Source organism: Mycobacterium sp. E796 (genome assembly GCF_001672815.1).
Classification (GTDB): domain Bacteria; phylum Actinomycetota; class Actinomycetes; order Mycobacteriales; family Mycobacteriaceae; genus Mycobacterium.
On the sequence record NZ_LZKK01000067.1, the window covers coordinates 18,471 to 38,486 of the forward strand.

Annotated in this window: 19 protein-coding genes and 1 pseudogene; 12 read left to right on the forward strand and 8 right to left on the reverse strand. The window is 67.4% G+C overall.

All coding sequences use genetic code 11. The annotated features are described in order from the left end of the window. Nucleotides 1–258 precede the first annotated feature (258 nt). The 6 genes and pseudogenes from A5706_RS34070 to A5706_RS06245 all read right to left on the reverse strand — a co-directional run. Nucleotides 259–754: pseudogene (locus A5706_RS34070) on the reverse strand (PPE family protein); the annotation flags it as partial. A gap of 132 nt (nucleotides 755–886) precedes the next feature. Continuing rightward, nucleotides 887–2,470, reverse strand: a complete 1,584-nt coding sequence (locus A5706_RS34905) for a PE family protein (RefSeq protein ID WP_068128254.1) — start codon at nucleotides 2,468–2,470, stop codon at nucleotides 887–889. A gap of 243 nt (nucleotides 2,471–2,713) precedes the next feature. Then, a complete protein-coding gene (locus A5706_RS06230) occupies nucleotides 2,714–3,343 on the reverse strand; it encodes a class I SAM-dependent methyltransferase (protein WP_068128298.1) in 630 nt (209 codons plus the stop codon). Then, nucleotides 3,340–3,909: a DUF4389 domain-containing protein gene (locus A5706_RS06235; RefSeq protein ID WP_068128300.1), complete on the reverse strand. Its 570-nt coding sequence runs from the start codon at nucleotides 3,907–3,909 to the stop codon at nucleotides 3,340–3,342. The genes A5706_RS06230 and A5706_RS06235 overlap by 4 nt, the downstream gene beginning before the upstream one ends. A 41-nt stretch (nucleotides 3,910–3,950) precedes the next feature. Beyond that, nucleotides 3,951–5,156, reverse strand: coding sequence for an NAD(P)/FAD-dependent oxidoreductase (locus A5706_RS06240; RefSeq protein WP_068128255.1), 1,206 nt, complete (start codon nucleotides 5,154–5,156; stop codon nucleotides 3,951–3,953). Between the two features lie 45 nt (nucleotides 5,157–5,201). After that, the gene (locus tag A5706_RS06245) at nucleotides 5,202–6,086 is read right to left on the reverse strand and encodes an SDR family NAD(P)-dependent oxidoreductase (protein WP_068128258.1); all 885 of its coding nucleotides are present in this window, start codon (nucleotides 6,084–6,086) and stop codon (nucleotides 5,202–5,204) included. Between the two features lie 557 nt (nucleotides 6,087–6,643). Between A5706_RS06245 and A5706_RS06250 the strand changes: the two genes are divergently transcribed. The 3 genes from A5706_RS06250 (at nucleotide 6,644) to A5706_RS06260 (ending at nucleotide 8,703) form a co-directional block, all read left to right on the forward strand. After that, nucleotides 6,644–7,453 (forward strand): SigB/SigF/SigG family RNA polymerase sigma factor, encoded by an 810-nt coding sequence (locus A5706_RS06250; RefSeq protein WP_068128259.1) that lies wholly within the window; start codon nucleotides 6,644–6,646, stop codon nucleotides 7,451–7,453. Nucleotides 7,454–7,569: 116 nt separating this feature from the next. Next, entirely contained in the window at nucleotides 7,570–8,208 is a 639-nt protein-coding gene (locus A5706_RS06255; RefSeq protein WP_068128264.1) for a hypothetical protein, read from the forward strand. A gap of 3 nt (nucleotides 8,209–8,211) precedes the next feature. Further along, nucleotides 8,212–8,703, forward strand: coding sequence for a DUF2231 domain-containing protein (locus A5706_RS06260; protein ID WP_068128267.1), 492 nt, complete (start codon nucleotides 8,212–8,214; stop codon nucleotides 8,701–8,703). Between the two features lie 64 nt (nucleotides 8,704–8,767). Here the strand turns inward: A5706_RS06260 and A5706_RS06265 are convergent, their stop codons facing one another. Beyond that, nucleotides 8,768–9,886 carry a sulfite oxidase gene (locus tag A5706_RS06265; RefSeq protein WP_082964218.1) on the reverse strand — a complete coding sequence of 373 codons (1,119 nt, stop codon included), beginning with the start codon at nucleotides 9,884–9,886 and terminating at the stop codon, nucleotides 8,768–8,770. 122 nt (nucleotides 9,887–10,008) lie between these two features. Between A5706_RS06265 and A5706_RS06270 the strand changes: the two genes are divergently transcribed. The 3 genes from A5706_RS06270 (at nucleotide 10,009) to A5706_RS06280 (ending at nucleotide 12,757) form a co-directional block, all read left to right on the forward strand. Continuing rightward, nucleotides 10,009–10,950: a LysR family transcriptional regulator gene (locus A5706_RS06270; RefSeq protein ID WP_068128269.1), complete on the forward strand. Its 942-nt coding sequence runs from the start codon at nucleotides 10,009–10,011 to the stop codon at nucleotides 10,948–10,950. A 43-nt stretch (nucleotides 10,951–10,993) separates the two neighbouring features. Then, nucleotides 10,994–12,142 (forward strand): serine hydrolase, encoded by a 1,149-nt coding sequence (locus A5706_RS06275; protein WP_068128271.1) that lies wholly within the window; start codon nucleotides 10,994–10,996, stop codon nucleotides 12,140–12,142. A 294-nt stretch (nucleotides 12,143–12,436) separates the two neighbouring features. Then, entirely contained in the window at nucleotides 12,437–12,757 is a 321-nt protein-coding gene (locus A5706_RS06280) for a hypothetical protein (protein WP_156766977.1), read from the forward strand. A gap of 189 nt (nucleotides 12,758–12,946) precedes the next feature. Here A5706_RS06280 and A5706_RS06285 read toward each other — a convergent pair whose 3' ends face one another. Continuing rightward, nucleotides 12,947–13,423: a nitroreductase family deazaflavin-dependent oxidoreductase gene (locus A5706_RS06285; protein ID WP_068128276.1), complete on the reverse strand. Its 477-nt coding sequence runs from the start codon at nucleotides 13,421–13,423 to the stop codon at nucleotides 12,947–12,949. A gap of 212 nt (nucleotides 13,424–13,635) precedes the next feature. Between A5706_RS06285 and A5706_RS06290 the strand changes: the two genes are divergently transcribed. The 6 genes from A5706_RS06290 to A5706_RS06315 all read left to right on the forward strand — a co-directional run. Continuing rightward, nucleotides 13,636–14,328: a TetR family transcriptional regulator gene (locus tag A5706_RS06290; RefSeq protein ID WP_068128278.1), complete on the forward strand. Its 693-nt coding sequence runs from the start codon at nucleotides 13,636–13,638 to the stop codon at nucleotides 14,326–14,328. After that, nucleotides 14,325–15,548, forward strand: coding sequence for a cytochrome P450 (locus tag A5706_RS06295; protein ID WP_068128281.1), 1,224 nt, complete (start codon nucleotides 14,325–14,327; stop codon nucleotides 15,546–15,548). The genes A5706_RS06290 and A5706_RS06295 overlap by 4 nt, the downstream gene beginning before the upstream one ends. Continuing rightward, nucleotides 15,542–16,489, forward strand: coding sequence for an SDR family oxidoreductase (locus A5706_RS06300; RefSeq protein WP_068128284.1), 948 nt, complete (start codon nucleotides 15,542–15,544; stop codon nucleotides 16,487–16,489). The genes A5706_RS06295 and A5706_RS06300 overlap by 7 nt, the downstream gene beginning before the upstream one ends. 7 nt (nucleotides 16,490–16,496) lie before the next feature. After that, nucleotides 16,497–17,660: an amidohydrolase family protein gene (locus A5706_RS06305; RefSeq protein ID WP_369831807.1), complete on the forward strand. Its 1,164-nt coding sequence runs from the start codon at nucleotides 16,497–16,499 to the stop codon at nucleotides 17,658–17,660. Further along, the gene (locus A5706_RS06310) at nucleotides 17,661–18,905 is read left to right on the forward strand and encodes a Xaa-Pro peptidase family protein (RefSeq protein WP_068128286.1); all 1,245 of its coding nucleotides are present in this window, start codon (nucleotides 17,661–17,663) and stop codon (nucleotides 18,903–18,905) included. Further along, a partial coding sequence (locus A5706_RS06315) for a Xaa-Pro peptidase family protein (protein WP_068128289.1) occupies nucleotides 18,895–20,016 on the forward strand: 1,122 nt, incomplete at its 3' end. The genes A5706_RS06310 and A5706_RS06315, both read left to right, overlap by 11 nt.

A 20,016-nucleotide genomic window follows, 5' to 3' on the forward strand; every position in this document is an offset into this window, starting at 1 on the left:
ACGTCAGGATCGTCTGTCCGACCGCACCCATGCCCGTTGTCGGCTCAGCCCCGGAGGTCGCCGAAGCCGTGAAGAGCGGGCTCGCGAAATTAGCCGCAACAAAGTGGTTGTCGTCAGGGTCGGCAATTGCCGTGGCCGTCAACAGCCCGCCGAAGTTGGTGGTTTGGCTCATGAAATCCGGGTCGCCGGCGACCGGGTTGGTGACCGGGCTGAGGCCCAGCGCCGACGCGAGCTGGGTGGCGAGGTTATGCAACGGCGCCAGCGCCGCGCCGGCGGCCGAGGCACCGGAGTGATAGCCGACCATGGCGGCCACGTCCTGGGCCCACATCTGTTCGTACTCGGCCTCGGCGGCCGCGATCGCGGGCGCGTTCTGCCCGAAGAGGTTCGACATCACCAACTGCACGAACCCATTTCGGTTGGCGGTGACCTGCAACGGATGCACCGTGGCCGCCAGGGCCGACTCGAACGCACCAGCCACCGCACGGGCCTGCCCGGCCGCGCCCATCGCCTGGTTCGCCGCCGTGCTCAACCACCGCGTGTAGGGCGCCGCCGCGGCCGTCATCGCCGCCGCCGCCGGACCCTGCCACGCCTGCTGGGTCAGACCCGACGTGACCGACGAAAACGACGACGCCGCCGACCCCAACTCGGAGGCCAAACCATCCCAGGCCGCCGCCGCCTGCAACATCGGAGCGGAACCCGCGCCCGAGAACATTCGCGCCGAATTGATCTCCGGTGGCAATACCGAGAAATTCATCGCCACAGTCCCTTCGTGATTGGCCCGCCGCGATCACGCCGGCTGCGTCACCACCGACGGCACACCCCGTGTTGGACTACACGAAATGGGCAGCCCGAAAGTTCAACGGCGAGGGAACTGGGGCGCGCGAAGCTAAGCGGCGGGCGTGATTGCCAGCGCGAGTTGTTCGGGCGCGAAGACCAGCAGGGCGGTGACCAGCCCGCTGGTTGGCGTGCCGAAGACGTCAACGTCGAGAGGGAGCTGGCCGTTGACGAGGAGCGCCGCAGCAATACCGGCGAGACCGGTACCTGTCGCGGTTCCGGTTATCACCCCGGTTATCGGGGTTTCCGGTACGAGGATTCCATCCAGCGGAATGGCGATGTCAGCGTTGCCGTTCGTGAACGAGAGGGTGCCCCCCAAGGGCAACGGGCCAAGGCTGATTGTTTGGTTCGGAATGGCGATTGAGAGCGGCAAGTTCGTTTGCCCGTTGAGGAAGGCGTCGGTGACGACGGCCGGCGCATCGACGAGTGTGCCGACCGCGCCGGTCAGGTTGCCGGTTTGCAACTCGCCGACGAATTGCGATGCGCTTGCCGACACTGCGCCGAATGCGTTTACGGGCGCACCCACCGCGTCGATGAGAAGCGCCGCCGGCAATCCGATATCCGTCGTAAGAGCGGCACTGAGACCGCCCGTCCCGAGCCCGAGAAGCGCGGTTGCGTTGACGGACGTGTTCGTCAGCGTGTCGACCACGTTGGTGAAGTTCTGCGAGACCTGTGCCGGGATGGAGCCGGGTGGCAGCAGGTTGGTGAAGTTCTGAGCCACCAGGCCCGGAATGGAGAGGATCGGTAACAGGTCTCCCAAACTGCCCGCCGGGGTAACGGTGATGGCGATCCCTGGAGGGACAAGGGCATCGCCGGTTTCAGCGGTAGTCACGCCAGTGAAGAACAGACTCAGGAAGCCCTGCGCAATGTCGCTCACCGCACCGCCGACGTTCCCCGCCAGCAGGGCCTGCACGGCGGATTGGAAGGCCGCCGGCAATTGCTCCAGGCCGATGACAAAGTCGCGGGCCGCGTTCTGCAGCGACGTCGCGATGATCTGGGCGTAGGCCAATTGGTTCGCGATGATCTGCTGCACGAGGGGCACCGGATTGAAGGCCAGGAGCGCCTGAATGGCCGCCTGGATATTCGCCGGCAGGCTCGCCAACACGGCGGGAAGATTCTGGAGCACGTGTTCGACGGCTGCGGTGATCGTCTGCGCGTAGCCAATCTGGTTGATGAGGAATTGGCGAAAGAACGGCGCCGGATTGGCGGCTATGGCGCCCCCGAGGATTTGCAAGTTCGCGCCCGTGTTGGCGAACAGCGTTTCGTAGGGGCCGGCGATCGACGAAAACCCGGTGCCCGCAGCCGGCGCCAGCGCACGAACACCACCCTGCAACGCGGCCTCCAACTGCGAAACGGTGGCGGCCTCGGTGCTCGCATACGAGCCCGCGGCGGCGGCCAGCGCTTGCACGAATTCCTCATGAAACGACGATGCCTGCGCACTCAACGCCTGAAACGCCCTCCCGTGCGAGGCAAATAAGGCCGTAACCGCCGCCGACACCTCATCGCCCGCCGCGGGCAGCAAAGCGGTCGTCGAAGCTGCCGCTGCCGAGCTGGCCGCGTTGATCGTCGACCCGATGTTTTCCAGATCCGTCGTCGCCGCTGTCACGATGTCCGGCGCCGCGATTACAAATGACATGTCCTGCCCCAGTCGCCCGATGCTGCAGATTAATCACCTGATGGCGTCAGGTGACATCGCTCGATGGGCCACCACCGTTAGGGGCACACTCCCGGACGCCGCGCGGCTCACCGGGCTTAATTCAGGGAGCCTACAACTCGATGAGCTAGCTGACAGACGAATGAGCAATCAATTCGCGACAGGCTGGTGGCCTCCACCGCACCCTCGGGGAAAGTTCGGCTATTTCAACCACTTCCGCGAATTTCAAGCGTTGCCCTCGATTGCGGTGGCGAAGCCCTGCAGATGCGGCTTGCAGGGGAACGGCACCGGAGTTCGGATGCTGCGAAGCCCGGAGGTATCGAAGCCGGCCGCGGCGATGGCATCCACGGTTCGGCGGTTCGGATGGCAGCCGGCGGCGAACCACGACCACGGCCCCGCGACCAGATCTTGCAACCGGCCCGTCGCCCCCTCTCCGCGGACATGCTCGAGCACCACCAACCGGCCCCCCGGGACCAGCACCCGCCGGATCTCCTCCAGCGTGACCGCCACGTCGTCGACCGAACACAGCACCAGCCCTACGTGAACCGAGTCAAAGCTGTTGTCCGGGAAGGGAATCGACTCGCCGGCGCCGTCCACGATGTCGATGGCAACGCCGTGGCGATCGGCGACGCGCGACGCCATCCGCCGGAACGCGGCCACCGGCTCCACCGCGGCGACCGACGTCACCGCGGGCGGCACGAACTTCAAATCGGTCCCCGGTCCCAGGCCGACCATCAGCAGCCGGCCGGTCGCGTGGGCGATCGCCGCTCGACGATATCGGTTGTAGAAGAGCCGGTCGAAAATCGGCTGACCAAACCGATATATGTATGGGAACAAAGGGTTTTCGCGCGTTATCTGCCACCTAGATCCAGCCGGAACGGCGGGTATTCGTCGCTCATCAACGATACATACGCCGCCACCCGGTAGCGCCACCGAACGATCCCCATGAGCAGATCGAACATGCCGGGGTGAATGGACCCTTTGCACAGCAGCCACGCCGCGTTGATGACGCAAAGCACCTGCAGCAACGGCTCCATCGCCCAGCACAGCACTATCTGCGGGAGGCCCAGCAGCCACCACTTCACCAGCACCGCCCCATTGGCGAGGCGCTCCGGGTAGTCGACCACCAGATCACCGGGATATTCGGGCCGCGACGCCAGGGTGAAGGGCGGGTACTTGTCGGTGCTGTTCATCGGGAAGCGGTAGTTCATGACCCGCCACGACCAGCGCAGCACCCCGACGTTGAAGTCGAAAATCGGGCGGGGATAGCGCCCGGTGAACAGGATCGCGACGCCGGCGACGATCGTCAGCAGCGGATACACCAGATAAAGAAGGATCAATATCGGGTAGTGCGGGACGGCCAGCACGCACCACTTGACGAGCCAGAGCCAGCGTGAGGGCGCCTCGAGATCGCCGCGCACCCGCACCGGACCGTCGGTGCGGCGCACCGTCGCCGGCCCGTTCACCGGCGGCCCGCCGCGATCGGCATCGCCGTCCCGAGGCGGCGATCGATCGCCGCCGTCAGCCGGCGGTGGCTCGTGCATCGCAGAAACGTGGTCAGCATCCAGGTGTGGACCCGGTCGGGGATCATCGTCGCCGGCCACAACACCGACTCGCCGTGGGCCACCTGTAACGATGCGACCCGGGACACGGCGCGGACGCGTCGACGCCGGGCTTTCTCGTACCGGCGCAGGGCCGCGGCAATCTCGGCGTTTCCCCCGTCCTGGACATCCGAGAGCTCCCGGCACAACACCATGGCGTCGAGCAGCGCCTGATTGGTTCCCTGCGCGAGTGTGGGCGGCATGGTGTGGGCCGCGTCGCCGAGCAACGTCACCGGACCGGCGCCCAGCGGGCGAAGCGTCCGGTGCCGAAAGTGTGGGTAGGGCGAACCCGCCAGGTCCTCGTTGGTGAGCCTGCGCAGGACAAGGTCGACGGTGTCGGACCACCCGGAAAAATTCGACCGGATCAGGTCGATCGGACGGCGGGGCCTGACGAAATCGCGGGACCAGGGCAGGTCGAACCACCACTGGACATGGCAACCTCCGGCCGGCCATACCCCGGTGTTGCCGCGCTCGCCGATGACGATCATCGCCACACGCTTGTCGACGATGCCGGGAAGGGTGACGAGTCCCTGCCAGCTGCACCAGCCCGTCGGTTCCGCGGCGGGGGCGCCGACGGCGCTCCGCACGACGGAGTGCAGGCCGTCGGCCCCGATGACGAGGTCGCCCCGGGCCACGCTGCCGTCTTCGAATTCGACGCGGACACCATCGGGGTTCGTCACGACCCGCGCCACGCGGGAGTTGCATCGGATGCGATCGGTCGGAAAGCCGTCCAACAGCCGCTGCACCAGCACGCGGCGCGGAACCATCCGCACGGGTGCGCCCAGGTAGTCCACCATCGCGTTCACGTCCAGGCTCGCCAGCTGGCGTCCCCGAGAGGTCAACACCCGCACCCGGGAGAGCAGCTGACCGGCGCTGTCCATGTCGACGCCCAGCTGCCGCAGTACCGCCTCGCCGTGGGACCAGGTAGTCACCGCGCCGCCGCCGGCGCTCGTGTCTTTGCGCTGGTCGAAGACCGTGACGTCGTGGCCGTCTCGCAGCAGCCCGCGCGCAACCGAGATCCCGCTCACGCCGGCGCCGATGACAAGTATCCGAAGCGGGCCCGTCACTTCATGGAATACGTGCCCGCGCGCCCCTCGGTTCAACGAACCCGGTCACTTCGGTGCCGGACTGCCGACCATCTTGTCCAGTTCCTCGACCGACCATGGTTCGGCGTCGTGGTGATCCCGGTAGGCAAGTATGCGCGGCGTCGGCCGGTCGAAGCTGCCGACGAATCCGCCCGCGGCCACGAAGATCTGGCCCGTCACCCCACGCGACAAGTCGCTGACGAGATAGGCATAGAGCGGGGCTATGAATGCGGCCGGGGCGCTATCGAGCGAGGCCCGCATGGTCATCTCGTCGAGCAACCCGCGGCGGTGCAGGTCCGCGATGTGCTCTTCATACTGGGCACCGGTGGACAGCCGCGTCCGGGCGCCGGGGCACACCACGTTGGCCCGCACGCCGTGAGGTTTCAGTTCCGCCGCGACGGCCATCGTCAGCGCGTTGACGGCACCCTTGCCCGCCGGGTAACCCGTGCCACCGTAGTCGCCGAGAAACGCCACCGAGCCGGTGTTGACGATCGATCCATGCCCCTGCGCCGCCAGCACGCGGGCCGCGACCCGGCACGTGTGAAACGCCGTGCCCAGGTGCCCGCTGATCAGGCGGTCGAAATCCTCCGGCGAAATGTTCAGGATCGACGAGCCCGGGGGCTCGGCGATGCCGGCGCAGTTGATCAGCGCGTCCAGCCGGCCATACGTACTCACGCACGCGTCGACGAGCGCGCTCGCGGTGCGTTCGTCGTCCGCGGCCCCGGTCACCGGCGTGACTCGTCCCCCGGCGTCCGATATCGCCGCGGCGGTCTCCGCCACGGCGTCGGCGTCGCGCCCGTTGACCACCACGCCCGCGCCCAGATCGCACAGCAGTTCGGTGACCGCGCGCCCGATGCCGCGACTGCCGCCCGACACCACCACGCCGCGCCCGTCCAGGAGCTGATCACCCATCGGTGCGCACTTCGAAATGGCCTGTGCGCGCGGTCTTCTCGATGGCGAGCAGAAGCTCGTGCGTGGGGGTCGCAAACATGTGCCGAACAGTACCGAGGCACTCCGAGAATGAGAAGCCCGTAACTGAGGCGCCTCCGGGCTATGCCGCCGCTATTGCCCGCGTCCGAGCACCCAGCGACAAGGCGTCTCGCCGCGCCGATCAGCGAACTTCGAAAACTGACCCGAAATTCGCTCTCGGCCCCGCCGAGCTGAGCGATCGCGGGTGCGCTGGATGGGGCGTATAGTCGTCAGTGAAGTCCGTTCTGGACAGGTCGCCGTTTAGCTAAAAGCGGTTAGTCAGCCGCACTGCTGCTGAGCATGGCGTGGCTCCGGCGAAAACACTCCGGTCACCCTTCGTTGTTGCTGCGTGCGCTGATCACCGACTTCTCCGGCGGATACAGGTGTAGCGGAGGCGACTGTGCGCATATCCTGCGATGCCGCGCTGCACACGACCCAGAAAGTGGGCCAATAATGCAAATTTCTTCCCCCGCAAATCTTTTCGCGACACGTTCTAGCCGATGACCGGCGTAGCGACGCCCGCACGACCTATTCGACCAGCCAGAACCCAAACGGACGACTCCTACGACGACGTTGTCGAGATGTTCGTGGTGCTGCGCCTGCTGCCGGCGGAATCCCACGAGTACGGCCGGCAGAGGGAACGCATCGTCGCTCGATGCCTACCGCTGGCGGACCACGTGGCCAGCCACTTCGCCCGGCGCGGAGAAGGTCTCGACGACCTGACTCAGGTCGCGCGTCTCGGGCTGATGAACGCCATCAACCGCTTCGACCCGGACAAGGGGCCCAGCTTCATCGGTTTCGCGGTTCCCACCATGATGGGCGAGGTTCGGCGGTACTTCCGCGACTACAGCTGGGGCATGCGGGTGCCGCGCCGTCTGCGTGAACTGCATGTCCAAATCAGCCGCACCACCAGCGATTTGGCCCAGAAGCTGGGTCGAGCACCCACCGCCGGTGAGCTGTCTGCCGTGCTGGAGGTCCCGCGCGAGGAAATCATCGAATGCCTGGTCGCCGGCGATGCCTACCGGCTCGACTCTCTGGACGCGCCGCTCGGCGCCGACGGTTCGGGCAAGCCCCGCCTGGTGGCCGATGCGGTCGGCGGCGTCGATCCGCAAATCGAGCACATCACCAACCGGGAAGCCGTGCGTGCCATCGTGGGCGCGCTCCCCGAGCGGGAACGTCAAGTGCTCCACATGCGGTTCTTCGAGTCGATGACCCAAAGCCAGATCGCCGAGCGGATCGGCGTGTCGCAGATGCAGGTCTCTCGCATCCTGGCCCACACCTTGCGCTGCCTGCGCGACCAACTGGAGTAGGTCGCCTACTACCGGCGCGGCCCGGCAGGACCTTCGGGGACACCTGGCGATGTACTGTGCGATTCGGAAACGGGTCGACTGTGTCGCCAGAATCAGCCTGGAAGGAGCGCGATGCGATGAGGGTTTCTCGGACGTCTCGGACCGTAGTCGCCGGCGTCGCGCTGGCCACGGCGCTGACGGTGGCGGTGGCCGGCTGCGGCAACAAGTCAGGCACCACCACGTCATCGACATCGAAGCCAGGCTCGTCCGGCCCGGCGTCGAGCAGCGGCAGCGCGGCGCCCACCTCCGCGCCCGCGGCACCGGCAAACGACTACACGGGGTGGCTGATCAAGGCGACCGATATCAACGCGCCGATCCAGTTCAATGCCGGCCCCCCGACAAATAATCCGAACGGGCAGCCCGGCGCCGCCATAACCTTCAGCACCGACGACAACAGCCACGTCATCAAAGACACCATCCAGGTGCTCGCGGACCCCGGCGCCGCCACGAACGCCCTGAACGCGGCCAAGGGCGCGCAGGGCAACAACATCAAGAACCCGAGCGCGCAACCGTTCAATGTCGGAACCGGCGGAACGACCGTGTCCGGCAACGCGCCGGACAACTCCAAGGGCGTCTTGGTACTGATGTTCACCGAGGGCAAGGCCTTCGTCACGCTCGAATTCGACGGCCCGGTCGATTCGCTCCCGCCACAGGACTTCGTCACCGACGTGGCCCAGAAGCAAGACGACGCGGTGAAGAAGGGGCTTGGCGGCTGACACATGGACGTCGTCAACGGTCTGCCCGCTCATGCCCTGTTGCTACATCTGGTGGTGGTGTTCGTGCCGCTGACCGCCCTGCTCGAAATCGTGTGCGGCCTGTGGGCGCCCGCCCGCCGGGGCCAGCTGATGTGGTTCACGCTGGCGCTGGCCACCGCGACGATGGTGGTCACGCCCATCACCGTCGACGCCGGGGAATGGCTCTATGACCTCAGGAAACAGCCCAGCCCCATCCTCCAGGAGCATGCCGAGCGGGGCAGCACCATGGTCTATTTCGCCGCCGCGATGCTGGCGGTCGCGGTCGGGCTCGTGGTGCTGCGCGTGGTCGAACGCCGATCCGCCAAGCGCCGGGTCGTCGCCAATCTCATTGTCGCGATAATCGTTCTCGCCGTGGGCATCTCGTCGACGATTCAGGTGTACCGCACGGGCGACGCGGGTGCCCAATCGGTCTGGGGCGGCGAGATAGCGCGGCTGAAGAAATCCAACGGGACTTAGCCGCGGCATCTATGGCGGCGACCCGCTTCGCCCGGCTCCGCCGCCCTCGCGATCGCCGCGGCGCTCACGCCACGCTCAGCGCCACGCGCGCCCACGCATTATTGGCGTACCCACGCGGGTTCCACAGCGACGCCGCCGACTCGGGCTGCGTCGCGCCGGTGTCGTCCCAGGCGCGTGCGGTGATGCGCAACGGCCCGGGAGCGGCGTCGACGACCAGCGACCACGGCCGCCACGACCACTTGCTGGGCGCGCAATGCAGGTCGGCTCGCCGCCAGGTGAGTCCGTCGTCGAGGGACACGTCGACGCGTTCGACGCTGCGGCCGTCGCCGGCGATTCCGTAGCCGCGGATGGTCAACGGGCCTCGCGATACCCGGTCGCCGTCGGTGGGATCGAGAATGTCGCAGTTCAGCGCCAATGACGACAGCGCAATGCCTTCGCCCGCGGTCGCGGCGTCGGCGTCGGCGTCCGGAGGCAGGATGCGGTAGTCGTGCGCCTGGAAGTAGTTGTCCGACGGACCATGTCGCACGGTGACGGCGGTGACCCATTTGACGCTGCGCGCCCCGATGTATCCGGGCACCACCACTCGGACCGGACCGCCGTGGGCGCGCGGAAGGGGCTCAGAGTTCATCTGCCACGCCAGCAGAACTTCCGGCGCCATGGCCTTAGCCAGGGGAATCGAGCCGCCGTAGGGCTGGACGGGCCGCGCTTCCGGGGCGACGTCCGGGGCTTGGAACGCGACGTGCAGCCCATCCTCCTGGCGCGCGCCCGCGGCGGCGAGGACGTCCGCCAGCCGGACACCGCGCCATTGTGCAGTCGAGATCGCCCCGTGCGTCCACGGATCCTTGCCCGGTATCGGGCGCACCTGCAGCATCTCGGCGCGCCGATTGCCGGCGCACGCCAGGGTGGCCATCACATCGTGCTGCTGGAATTCGGTCGTGAGCTGCTCGTACGTCAACGCGAGGGGGCTTTCCACCAGGCCGTCGACCGTCAGCCGCCACTGCTGCGGCGCGATATCGGGAAACTCACCGTGGTTGCGGGCATAGAACGCGTCTATCGGGGTGATCTCGCTGGCGGCCAGTACCGCGGGCGGCGGTTCGGCGTTGTACGGCACGCGTCCGCGCACGATCATGTCGCTCCGCTTGCCCCACAATGGTGTGCCCGGGGCGATCGCGCTCGTCGTCATGTAACCCATCGTTCCCGAGTCGAGCAGCCGCGGCCAGGGGGATGAATTTTGTGGGGTCACAAGCTTTACTTGTGACAGGCACAGATCTCACAAAGCCGCCTTGTGCCCGCCGGAGGATCGTCATGCCGCTCAGTACCCACATGCCCGACCTGTCCGCATTCGAGATTTTCACGGCGATCGCCCGGACCGGCAGCCTGGCCGCCGCGGGCCGGGAATTCGGGCTGACGCAGCAGGCCATTTCGGCGCGGCTGGCCTCGATCGAGGCGCAAACCGGCATCGCGTTGGTCGTGCGTAGCCCGCGCGGTTCGCGGCTGACGCCCGCCGGAGTAGTGGTCGCCGAGTGGGCGGATCGGCTGCTCGACGTCGCCCAATACGTCGACGCGGGGTTGGCATCTCTGCGATCGGAAAGGCGCAGGCGTGTCAAAGTGGCGGCCAGCCTGACAATCGCCGAACAGCTCATGCCGCGCTGGCTGGTATCGCTGCAGGTTGCGGCGAGCAGGTTGGGCGCCACGCCGCCCGAAGTCATCATGACCGCGACCAACAGCGACCAGGTGATCGCCGCCGTGAGCGACGGGAAGGTCGATCTCGGATTCATCGAAACCCCGCACGCACCAAAGGGATTGCGCACCCGGGTGGTCGGCCACGACGACCTGGTGTTGATCGTTGCCGCCGATCACAAGTGGGCGCAGCGCCAGCGACCGATTACCGCGGCGGAACTCAGTCGCACACCGCTGGTGACCCGCGAACCGGGATCGGGGACGCGCGATTCGTTGACCGCCGCGCTCCGCCACGCCCTGGGCGACTCGACAGGACAGGCGGACCCGGTCCTCGAACTGTCCTCCGCCGCTGCGGTGCGCGCCGCCGTCGCGGCGGGTGCCGGACCCGCCGTGATGAGCCGGTTGGCCGTCGCCGACGACCTGGTGATCGGACGGCTGCGCACAGTGGAGGTCCCGGAGTTGGACCTGCGACGCCAACTGCGCGCCGTCTGGGTGGGCGGCCGCACGCCACCCGCCGGGGTGGCGCGGGACCTGCTCTCGCACATCACCAGCCGGGCCGCGGGTTAGCACCCTTGCCGCAGCCTGCACCGTCGCATATGTTCCGTTCGTGGTGACGAGCGTCGTTCACGGACATTGCGAAGACAGCTTCGACAAGGTCCGGGCCGCGCTGGCCGACAACATCGGCTCCGGAGAAGAGGTCGGCGCGTGCATCGCCATCGACATCGACGGCGAAACCGTCGTCGACATCTGGGGCGGTTTCACCGACGCGGCGCGCACCACCGCCTGGGCCGAGGACACCATCGTCAACGTGTGGAGCTCCACGAAGACGGTCACCAGCCTGGCTGCCCTGATGCTCATCGACCGCGGCCTGATCGAACCAACCGCACCGGTGGCCGAGTACTGGCCGGAATTCGCGGCGAACGGCAAGCGGGACATAGAGGTTCGCCACATCCTGTCGCACACATCCGGTGTATCGGGCTGGGACTTACCGTTCGCCACCGAGGACATGTACGACTGGGACAAGGCCACTAGGGCCCTGGCCGCACAGGCGCCATGGTGGGAGCCCGGAACCGCCTCGGGGTATCACGCCCACAATCAGGGCCATCTCATCGGTGAGCTGATACGCCGGGTGACGGGGCAGTCGCTCAAGGCGTTCGTCCGCGACGAAATCGCCGGCCCGCTGGGCGCCGACTTCCAAATCGGTGCGGTGCGTGCCGATTACGACCGGATCGCCGAGATCGTCCCGCCGCCGCCCCTGGAGCTGCCACTCGAGGCGCTCCCCGAGGACAGCCCGATGCGCAAGACGTTCAGCGGGCCGCCGCCCAACGCCGAGGCCGCCAACACGCCGGCCTGGCGCGATGCCGACATGGGTGCCTTGAACGGGCATGGGAACGCGCGGTCGCTGGCCGCGATCCTGTCGGTGATTTCGTTGGGCGGCAAGGCTCGTGGGGTTCGGCTCCTCAAGCCCGAGACCGTCGAGCTGATCTTCGAAGAACAGGCCAGCGGTGTCGATCTCGTGCTGCCATCACCGCTGCGATGGGGCCTGGGGTACGGGCTTCCCCAAAAGGACGCGCTCCCCTACGTTCCCGACGAGAAGATCTGCTTCTGGGGCGGGTGGGGCGGCTCGATGGTGCTGATGTGGCCCGAACGCAAGGCCACCGTCTCATACGTCATGAACAAGATGGGGCCGGGCGTTCTCGGATCGGACCGCATGGCGAGGTACGGGCAGTTGATTTTCGACGCGCTCGGGCCGGCCTGATGGCGCGCGGTGTCCGCCGCGCCGCCCGACGACACCGGGTTGCTGATCCGGGCCGGCGACATCAACGGGCCCATCTACGACAGCAGGCGAGGGCCGGTTTAGCGGTGACGTAATCCTGCCGCCGAGGCAGGTGGCTGTCTGCGGACTGGTAGGCGATGACATCAGTGTATCGGAACGACGCAGATCCCTTGCAGCGCAGGGATTGTGTGCGGTTGCCGCGGCGGATATGGTCAAGAAGTTCCAACCACAGGACAGTCTCAACCCAACCACGGAACTCCAACGAGGGGGTGCACCGTGAGACAACCGGAACTAACCAGCCTCATCGGCCTGCGCGACAGTGACGGCGATCAGCTACACCTCGTTCGCCTCGATCGGGCCAATGGCTCCCGCAGGTATTTGATGGCAATCGGTCAGGAGAGGGTGTTCCTGACTCCTGGCGATCTGGATCGGCTGAGCACCGTCATCCGGTGCGAAGTAGGTGGCCGGAATGACGATCTGAAGGCCGCGTTTAGGTTCCTCGCCCACGCAATCTGGCTCCTGATCATCGTCGCGGTGTTGTCGCTCCTCGCGTCCGCACTCAGCGGGCCCTTGTTTGCCTACCCATGGTCGAACTGAAGTCATTCGGTGCGTGGTCTCCGATTCTTCGGCGAAGGCGACGACGGACGGCTCCAGGGGGGACGTTGCTGATGTTCACCTCGGGCAAGGCGCTCGCCGAGCTCGCACTCGTACCCCCGAACCTCGTATCCGGCGTGGGTCTTAAGCAAGCCGCGGCGATCAAGAACGGCCTGGCGGGCTGAACGCCGGTCAGCCGGTCGGGGTGAGCAGAAACAGGCGGAACTGGCGCCCGCCGGCGCGGTCCTGCGCGATCTGATAATTCGGCCAGTGTGCGACCACCCGGGCCCACGCCTTGTCGCGCTCCTCGCCGGTGAGCAACCTCACCTTCGCGACGAAACGGTGCCCGCGCCTGCGCACGGTAACCCGTTGCGTTGCTTTCAGATTCGCCGACCACGACGGGTGCCGGTCCAGGCCCCAATTGGATCCGACCACGATCAGCGAATCCCCGTCGGGAACGCACTGCACGGTGGCCGTGCGCGCAAGGCCCGTCTTGCGCCCGGAGGTGGTCACCTGGACGTTGGGCACGCCGGTGAGGTCCAGGACGCCCACACGTCCGTTCGTTGCGAACCGGAGGAAGGCTTCGAGCCCTTCGGCGACGGGTCGCCCCCGCAGGATCAACCACCTGTATGCCGTCGGGTTTCGCGCCACCCGCTGCAGCGGATTCACACGCGTACTGTAGTCCCGCCCGGTCGGATCAAATCGTCGGGACCGCCCCGGATTTCGACTAACGGGGCACGTCGGCTGCGACCGACAGTCGCCGAGCCTGTAAATCCGCAGGAGAATACGAGTAAGGGCCTGCGAAATTACAGGCGCGCCGAATTGAGCGGATCCCGAGGCGGCGAGCATTAAATAAATCCCTTGATTTAATCTGGCGTGCGTTGTTCACTTGGGCGATGACCGCGCAGAGAATGGCTCGCTCCGAGAGGTCGACGGGCACTCGCGAGGCGATCTTGTCGGCCGCCGAGGTGTTGTTCGCCGAACGTGGCATGTATGCCGTGTCCAACCGGCAGATCAGCGAGGCGGCCGGGCAGGGCAACAACGCCGCCGCGTGCTACCACTTCGGGACCAGGACCGACCTGCTCCGGGCCATCGAAAGCAAGCACCGCGAGCCGATCGAGCAGCTGCGCGCGCAGATGCTGGCCGATATCGGCGAATCGACCGAGCTCCGGGAGTGGGTCGGCGCGCTGGTGCGCCCCCTCACCGATCACCTGGCCGCGCTGGGCACCCCCAGCTGGTATGCGCGGTTCGCCGCCCAGGCGCTGGCCGACCCCACTTATCGCCACGTCGTCACCAAGGATGCGCTGACCTCGCCGCTGCTGGTGCGGACGATCGACGGCATCAACCGCTGCCTGCCCGAGCTGCCGAAGCGGGTGCGCTTCGAGCGGATCTCGATGGTCCGCAACATGCTGATGCACACCTGCGCCGAACACGAGGGCGCGCTGGCCGAGCATGGGCCGCGGTCGCGTTCGAGCTGGCCGGTCGCCGGCGAAGGGCTCATCGACGCGATCGTCGGCCTGTGGCGCGCTCCGGTGCACGTGAACGCCGCGGACGATAACCGAGGAGCGGGATGACCGATACCAGGACCGAAACCGGCGTCCCGGAGTTTCCGATGACGCGGGCGCCGGGTTGTCCCTTCGCGCCGCCGCCGGAAGCCTTGGCGCTCAACGACACCAAGCAGCTGAGCAGAGTCCGGATCTGGGATGGCAGCACCCCCTGGTTGATCCACGGCTACGACGCGATTCGCGCGTTGTTCACCGATTCGCGCACCAGCGTCGACGACCGGCTGCCCGGTTACCCGCACTGGAACGAAGGCATGTTGGCGACGGTCCACACCCGGCCCCGATCCGTCTTCACCTCCGACGCCGAGGAACACACCCGGTTTCGCCGGATGCTGTCGAAACCGTTCACCTTCAAGCGCGTCGAAGCGCTGCGCCCGGCGGTGCAGAAGATCGCCGTCGAGCGCATCGATGCCCTGCTGGCCGGTCCCAATCCTGGTGACATCGTCAGCACCGTGGCGCTGCCCGTGCCGTCGCTGGTCATCAGCGAGTTGTTGGGCGTCCCCTACGAGGATGCGGACTTCTTCCAGGAACAAGCCCAACGGGGCACGGGGCGATACGCGACCCACGAGGACACGGCCCAAGGGGCCGCCTCGCTGGCGAAATACCTCGCCAACCTGATTCGCGCCAAAATGCAAAGCCCGTCTGAGGATTTGGTGTCCGACCTGGCCGAGCGGGTCAACGGCGAGGAACTGAGCGTGCGCGAGGCGACGCAGTTGGCGCTCGGCGTGCTGATCGCCGGCCACGAGACCACCGCGAACATGATCAGCCTGAGCGTCGCGGCGTTGCTGGAGCACCCCGAGCAGCGGGCGCTGCTGCGCGACGCCGACGACCCGAAGGTGATCGCCAACGCCGTCGAGGAACTGATGCGGTACCTGAGCATCATCCAGACGGGTCAGCGTCGAATCGCCGTCGAGGACATCGAGGTCGGCGGCGAGACCATCCGGGCCGGCGAGGGCATCATCCTCGATGTCGCGCCGGCCAACTGGGATCCCCGGCAATTCCCCAACCCGGATCGGCTGGACCTACTGCGGGAGGACGGCGCCCACGTCGGGTTCGGCTACGGCCGCCACCAGTGCGTGGGCCAGCAACTGGCCCGAATGGAATTGCAGATCGTCTTGCCCACCCTGCTGCGCCGGGTCCCGACGCTGCGGTTGGCCGTGCCCCTCGAGGAGCTTCCCTTCAAACACGACACCCTGGCCTACGGCGTGTACGAGCTCCCCGTCACATGGTGAAGCCCGACCTGTCCCTTGACGTGCCCGATCTGTCCGGCCGCTGCGCGCTCGTCACCGGCGCCAATAGCGGTCTCGGGCTTGGCCTGTCGAGAAGGCTCGCGGCAGCGGGCGCCGACGTGGTCATGGCGGTCCGCTGCCGGACCAAGGGAGAAGCCGCAATCGCCGAGGTCCGCCGGGAAGCGCCATGGGCCAAGCTGACCATCAGGCATCTGGACCTGTCGTCGCTGCGGAGCGTGGCGGCGCTGGGCGAGGAGCTGGTCGCGGAGGGCCGGCCGATCGACATACTGATCAACAACGCCGGCGTGATGACGCCGCCGCGGCGCCAGGAGACGCGCGATGGCTTCGAATTGCAGTTCGGCACAAACCATCTGGGTCACTTCGCCCTGACCGGACACCTGCTGCCGTTGCTGCGCGCGGCGAAGTCCGCGCGGGTGGTGACCGTCAGCAGCATCGCCGCAACCCAGCGAAACCTCGACTTCAGCGATCCCAACGCCCAACATGGTTACCGACCCATGCGCTCCTACGGAATGGCCAAGCTGGCGCAACTGATGTTCGCGATGGAACTGGATCGGCGCAGCCGCCTCGGCGGTTGGCGCCTGAAGTCCAACGCGGCGCATCCCGGGCTGAGCAAGACCAACCTGCTCAGCGGCGCGTCCTACGGTCGGGAAAGGCCGACGCTGCAGGCCCGGCTCACCCGGCTCACGTGGCGGCTGCTGCCGTTCATGTGGCTCGACGTCGACGAAGGCATCAAGCCCACGCTCTACGCGGCGGTGTCACCGGACGCCCGCGGCGGCACCTATTACGGCCCGCGCGGCCTCTACGAGACCGCCGGGGGCGGGGTCACGTTCGCAGGGGTCCCCCGATTGGCGCGCAGCGAGGCCGACATGGGACGCCTGTGGCAGCTGTCCGAACAACTCACCGGTGTCACGCACGCGGAATGAAGGGACGATGATGTCGAGCCAAACCGTGTACCCGGAGGGCGTGATCGGCGCACCCAAACACCGCCGCGGTCACGCCGCCGGGTGTCCCACCGGCCTGCCCGCCGGCACGGAAGTGTTCTCGGCCGACAACCACATCTCGGTGGCCGACGACATCTTTTACGAGCACTTCCCGGACGACCTGAAGGATCACGCCCCCCGGATCTGGTACGAGGACGGCGCCTACCTGCTCGGGCGCCCGGGCCAATCCATGGTGGTCGGCGATTTCAGCGCGGTGCTCATGCAGTACGACGACCTGGCCGGCGCGGTGAGCAGCAACATCGACGCCCGGGTCCGCGAACTCGCCGACGACGGGGTGGACAAGGAATTGGTGTTCCCCAACGCGGTGCTGGCGTTGTTCCACTATCCCGACAAGGACTTGCGGGAGCGCATCTTTCGCATTTACAACGAACACATCGCCGCCGTGCAGGAGCGCTCCGGCGGCCATTGCTACGGCGTCGGCCTGATCAACTGGTGGGATCCGCGCGGCACCCGGCGCACGCTGACCGAGCTGAAAGCGCTCGGGCTCAAGACATTTCTGATGCCGATCAGCCCCGGCAACGACGACAACGGCCGCGCCATCGACTTCTCCAGCGTCGCGATGGACGCCGTGTGGGACGAGGTCGAGGACGCCGGGCTGCCCGTCAGTCACCACATCGGCGAAAGCCAACCAAAGGTTCCCAGCGAGGTCAACAGCGTCGCCGTCGCGATGATGGTCAACATCGACTCGTTCCGGGAAATGTTCTCCAAGTACATCTTCGGCGGCATCCTCGACCGCCATCCCCGGTTGCGCGTCGGCTGGTTCGAGGGCGGCATCGCCTGGGTGCCACCGGCGCTGCAGGACGCCGAGCACGTGCTGGCCTCGTATCGGCACATGCTCAAGGACCACCCGCGGCGCGACATCCGCTACTACTGGGACAACCACATGTGCGCCTCGTTCATGGTCGACGGCTTGGGGCTCGACCAGATCGGGGAGATCGGCATCGACAAGGTGATGTGGTCATCGGACTACCCCCACAATGAAAGCACTTTCGGCTACTCGGAGCGGTCGCTGGCCGCGGTTGTCGACGCGGTCGGCCCCGAAGGCGCCGTTCGGGTGGTCGGGGGCAACATCCGGAACTTCTTGGGCATCTAGATGACCAACGCACTCAGCGCCCACGGCTCGGTGATCGACATCCCGGACGAGCCGGACTTCGTCAGAATGCGCGCCGAGACCGGCGCGCGGCTGCGCGCTGCGATGGCCGACCACGGCGTCGACGCGCTCATCCTGCTGATGAACGGCTATGTCGGGTATGCGACGGGCGCCAGCTGGGCGTTGATCGACGCGGGCCTCTCGCACGTGGAGCGGCCGGTGGCCGTCGTGCTGGCCGACGACGAGCACCCGCATCTGTTCATGCCGTTTCGCGCCGGGGCGTCCCTGGAACCTCGCGATCCGCCGGTGCCCGAGGACCATCTGCACGGTCCGGTCTATCTCGAATTCGACCGGGGCGTAGAGGATTTCGCTCGGACACTGGCGGCGCTGATCCCGCGGGGCGCGACGGTGGCCGTCGACGAGCTCACCGGCGCGATGCGACGGTCAGCGGCGACGCTGTTCCCCGCCGGCCCGCCGTCGGACGCGGCGATCGTGCTCGGCGCGGCGCAATTGGTCAAGACGCGGGACGAGCTGTCCTGCCTTCGCCGGGCCTGCCGGATCACCGAACAGGCGGTGGTCGACGTGCAGGCGGCGTTGGCGCCGGGCGTACGGCAGATCGATCTCTCGGCCAAGCTGGTGCGGCGCGCGTTCGAGCTGGGCGCCACCACCAACATGCTCGAGGCCATCTGGCAGGTGATGCCCAGCTCGCGGAAGGCCGGGGTGTGGACGACCCACGGCGACCTGGCGTTGCCGCTGCTCCCCTCGGCTCGCGAGCTGGCCGCCGGTGACGTGCTCTGGACCGACATCAGCATCAGCTACGCCGGGTACTGCTCGGACTTCGGGCGCACCTGGGTGGTCGGCCAGGAGCCCACGCCGCGGCAGCAGGATCAATTTCGGCAGTGGCGGGCGATCCTGGACGCGGTGCTGCAGGTGACCAAGGCCGGTGTCACGTCGGGCGATCTGGCGCGTGCGGCGATCGCCGCCAACGGCGGTCGCAAGCCCTGGCTGCCGCACTTCTATCTAGGCCACGGCATCGGCACCTACCCGGCCGAGGCACCCATGATCGGAACGGACCTCGGCGAGGAGTTCGACGACAACTTCGTCTTTGCACCCGGCATGGTGCTGGTCCTCGAACCGGTGGTGTGGGAGGACGGCACGGGCGGCTACCGCAGTGAGGAGATCGTGGTGATCACCGAAGACGGCTACACGCCGATCACCGACTACCCCTACTCCCCTTATGGCGACTGAGATTTCGCCCGACCCCCCGCAATTGCGGACCGGGCGTCGGGAGCGGGCGCTGGCGCAGATGGACGCGCACGCCCTCGACATCCTGGTGCTGGGCCGGCAATCCAACATTCGCTACGTGACCGGAGCGCCCCAGCTGTGGATAGCCGGGACGCGGCCGTTCGGTCCGATGTGCGTCGTGGTGCGCGAGACCGGGGACATCTACCTCAACAGCACCGATGACGAGGGTGTCCCCGAGGAGATCGGTCACGATCACCTCTACGGGCTGGCCTGGAACCCGTTGACCCTGATCGACGTGCTGAAAAAGATCGACGGCGCCGAAGCGGCGCGCCGGGTCGGAACCGACGCCATTACACCGACTTTCGCGGCGCTGCTGCCGGAGGCCTTCCCGAACGCCGAGCTGGTCGACGGCGAGCCCGCGATGCGCGCGGCGCGCCGCGTCAAGACGCCCGACGAGATCGCGGCGATGGGCCCGGCGCTTCGGGTGGCGGAACACGGACTCTCCGCCGCCATGAAGGAATTGCGGCCCGGGGCGTCCGAGCAGGCGCTCGCCGGGGCCGCGCTGGAGGCCATGGCCGCGGGCGGGGTCAGCACGCCGGCCACCCAGGACGTCGCGTGGGTGACCTCGCGTGAGCACCCGTGGCGCCGCGGCGACCGCGAGGTACGGCCCGGTGACCTCGTCGCCTTCACCGCGGGTGCCCTCGCCGACGGGTACGTCGGTGAGGTGGGCCGAACCTGGCCCGCCGGAAACATCACAGCCGACGCGGCCGACGACTCGGCCAGGAAGCTGTTCGCACGCTCGGATGCGTTGTTCGACAAGATGTTTGCGGCCTGTCGCCCCGGCGCATCCGCGGCCGGGCTGCTAGCCGCCTATCGGGTGGCCGGCGAGCCGATACCGCCGATGCCCGTCGCGCACGGCTTGGGATTGGGTTTCGATCCGCCCGTCGTCTCCGAAACTCTTGCGGCGGCAGGGGAAGACGACCGCCTCGATGCCGGGATGGTGCTGGCGATCACCGGCTATGTGTGGCAGGAGGGTGTCGGCGCGGTTCTGCGCCGCGACACCGTCCACATCACCGACGGCGGTGCAGAGGTGCTGACCGGCAGCCCGTCGTGG

What these genes read in the sequence shown, in the direction of transcription:
- A5706_RS06300 (WP_068128284.1), top strand. Translation starts at nt 15,542, where the DNA reads ATGGTGAAGCCCGACCTGTCCCTTGACGTGCCCGATCTGTCCGGCCGC.
- A5706_RS06305 (WP_369831807.1), top strand. Translation starts at nt 16,497, where the DNA reads ATGATGTCGAGCCAAACCGTGTACCCGGAGGGCGTGATCGGCGCACCC.
- A5706_RS34905 (WP_068128254.1), bottom strand. Translation starts at nt 2,470, where the DNA reads ATGTCATTTGTAATCGCGGCGCCGGACATCGTGACAGCGGCGACGACG.
- A5706_RS06265 (WP_082964218.1), bottom strand. Translation starts at nt 9,886, where the DNA reads ATGACGACGAGCGCGATCGCCCCGGGCACACCATTGTGGGGCAAGCGG.
- A5706_RS06270 (WP_068128269.1), top strand. Translation starts at nt 10,009, where the DNA reads ATGCCGCTCAGTACCCACATGCCCGACCTGTCCGCATTCGAGATTTTC.
- A5706_RS06295 (WP_068128281.1), top strand. Translation starts at nt 14,325, where the DNA reads ATGACCGATACCAGGACCGAAACCGGCGTCCCGGAGTTTCCGATGACG.
- A5706_RS06245 (WP_068128258.1), bottom strand. Translation starts at nt 6,086, where the DNA reads ATGGGTGATCAGCTCCTGGACGGGCGCGGCGTGGTGGTGTCGGGCGGC.
- A5706_RS06255 (WP_068128264.1), top strand. Translation starts at nt 7,570, where the DNA reads ATGAGGGTTTCTCGGACGTCTCGGACCGTAGTCGCCGGCGTCGCGCTG.
- A5706_RS06260 (WP_068128267.1), top strand. Translation starts at nt 8,212, where the DNA reads ATGGACGTCGTCAACGGTCTGCCCGCTCATGCCCTGTTGCTACATCTG.
- A5706_RS06250 (WP_068128259.1), top strand. Translation starts at nt 6,644, where the DNA reads ATGACCGGCGTAGCGACGCCCGCACGACCTATTCGACCAGCCAGAACC.
- A5706_RS06310 (WP_068128286.1), top strand. Translation starts at nt 17,661, where the DNA reads ATGACCAACGCACTCAGCGCCCACGGCTCGGTGATCGACATCCCGGAC.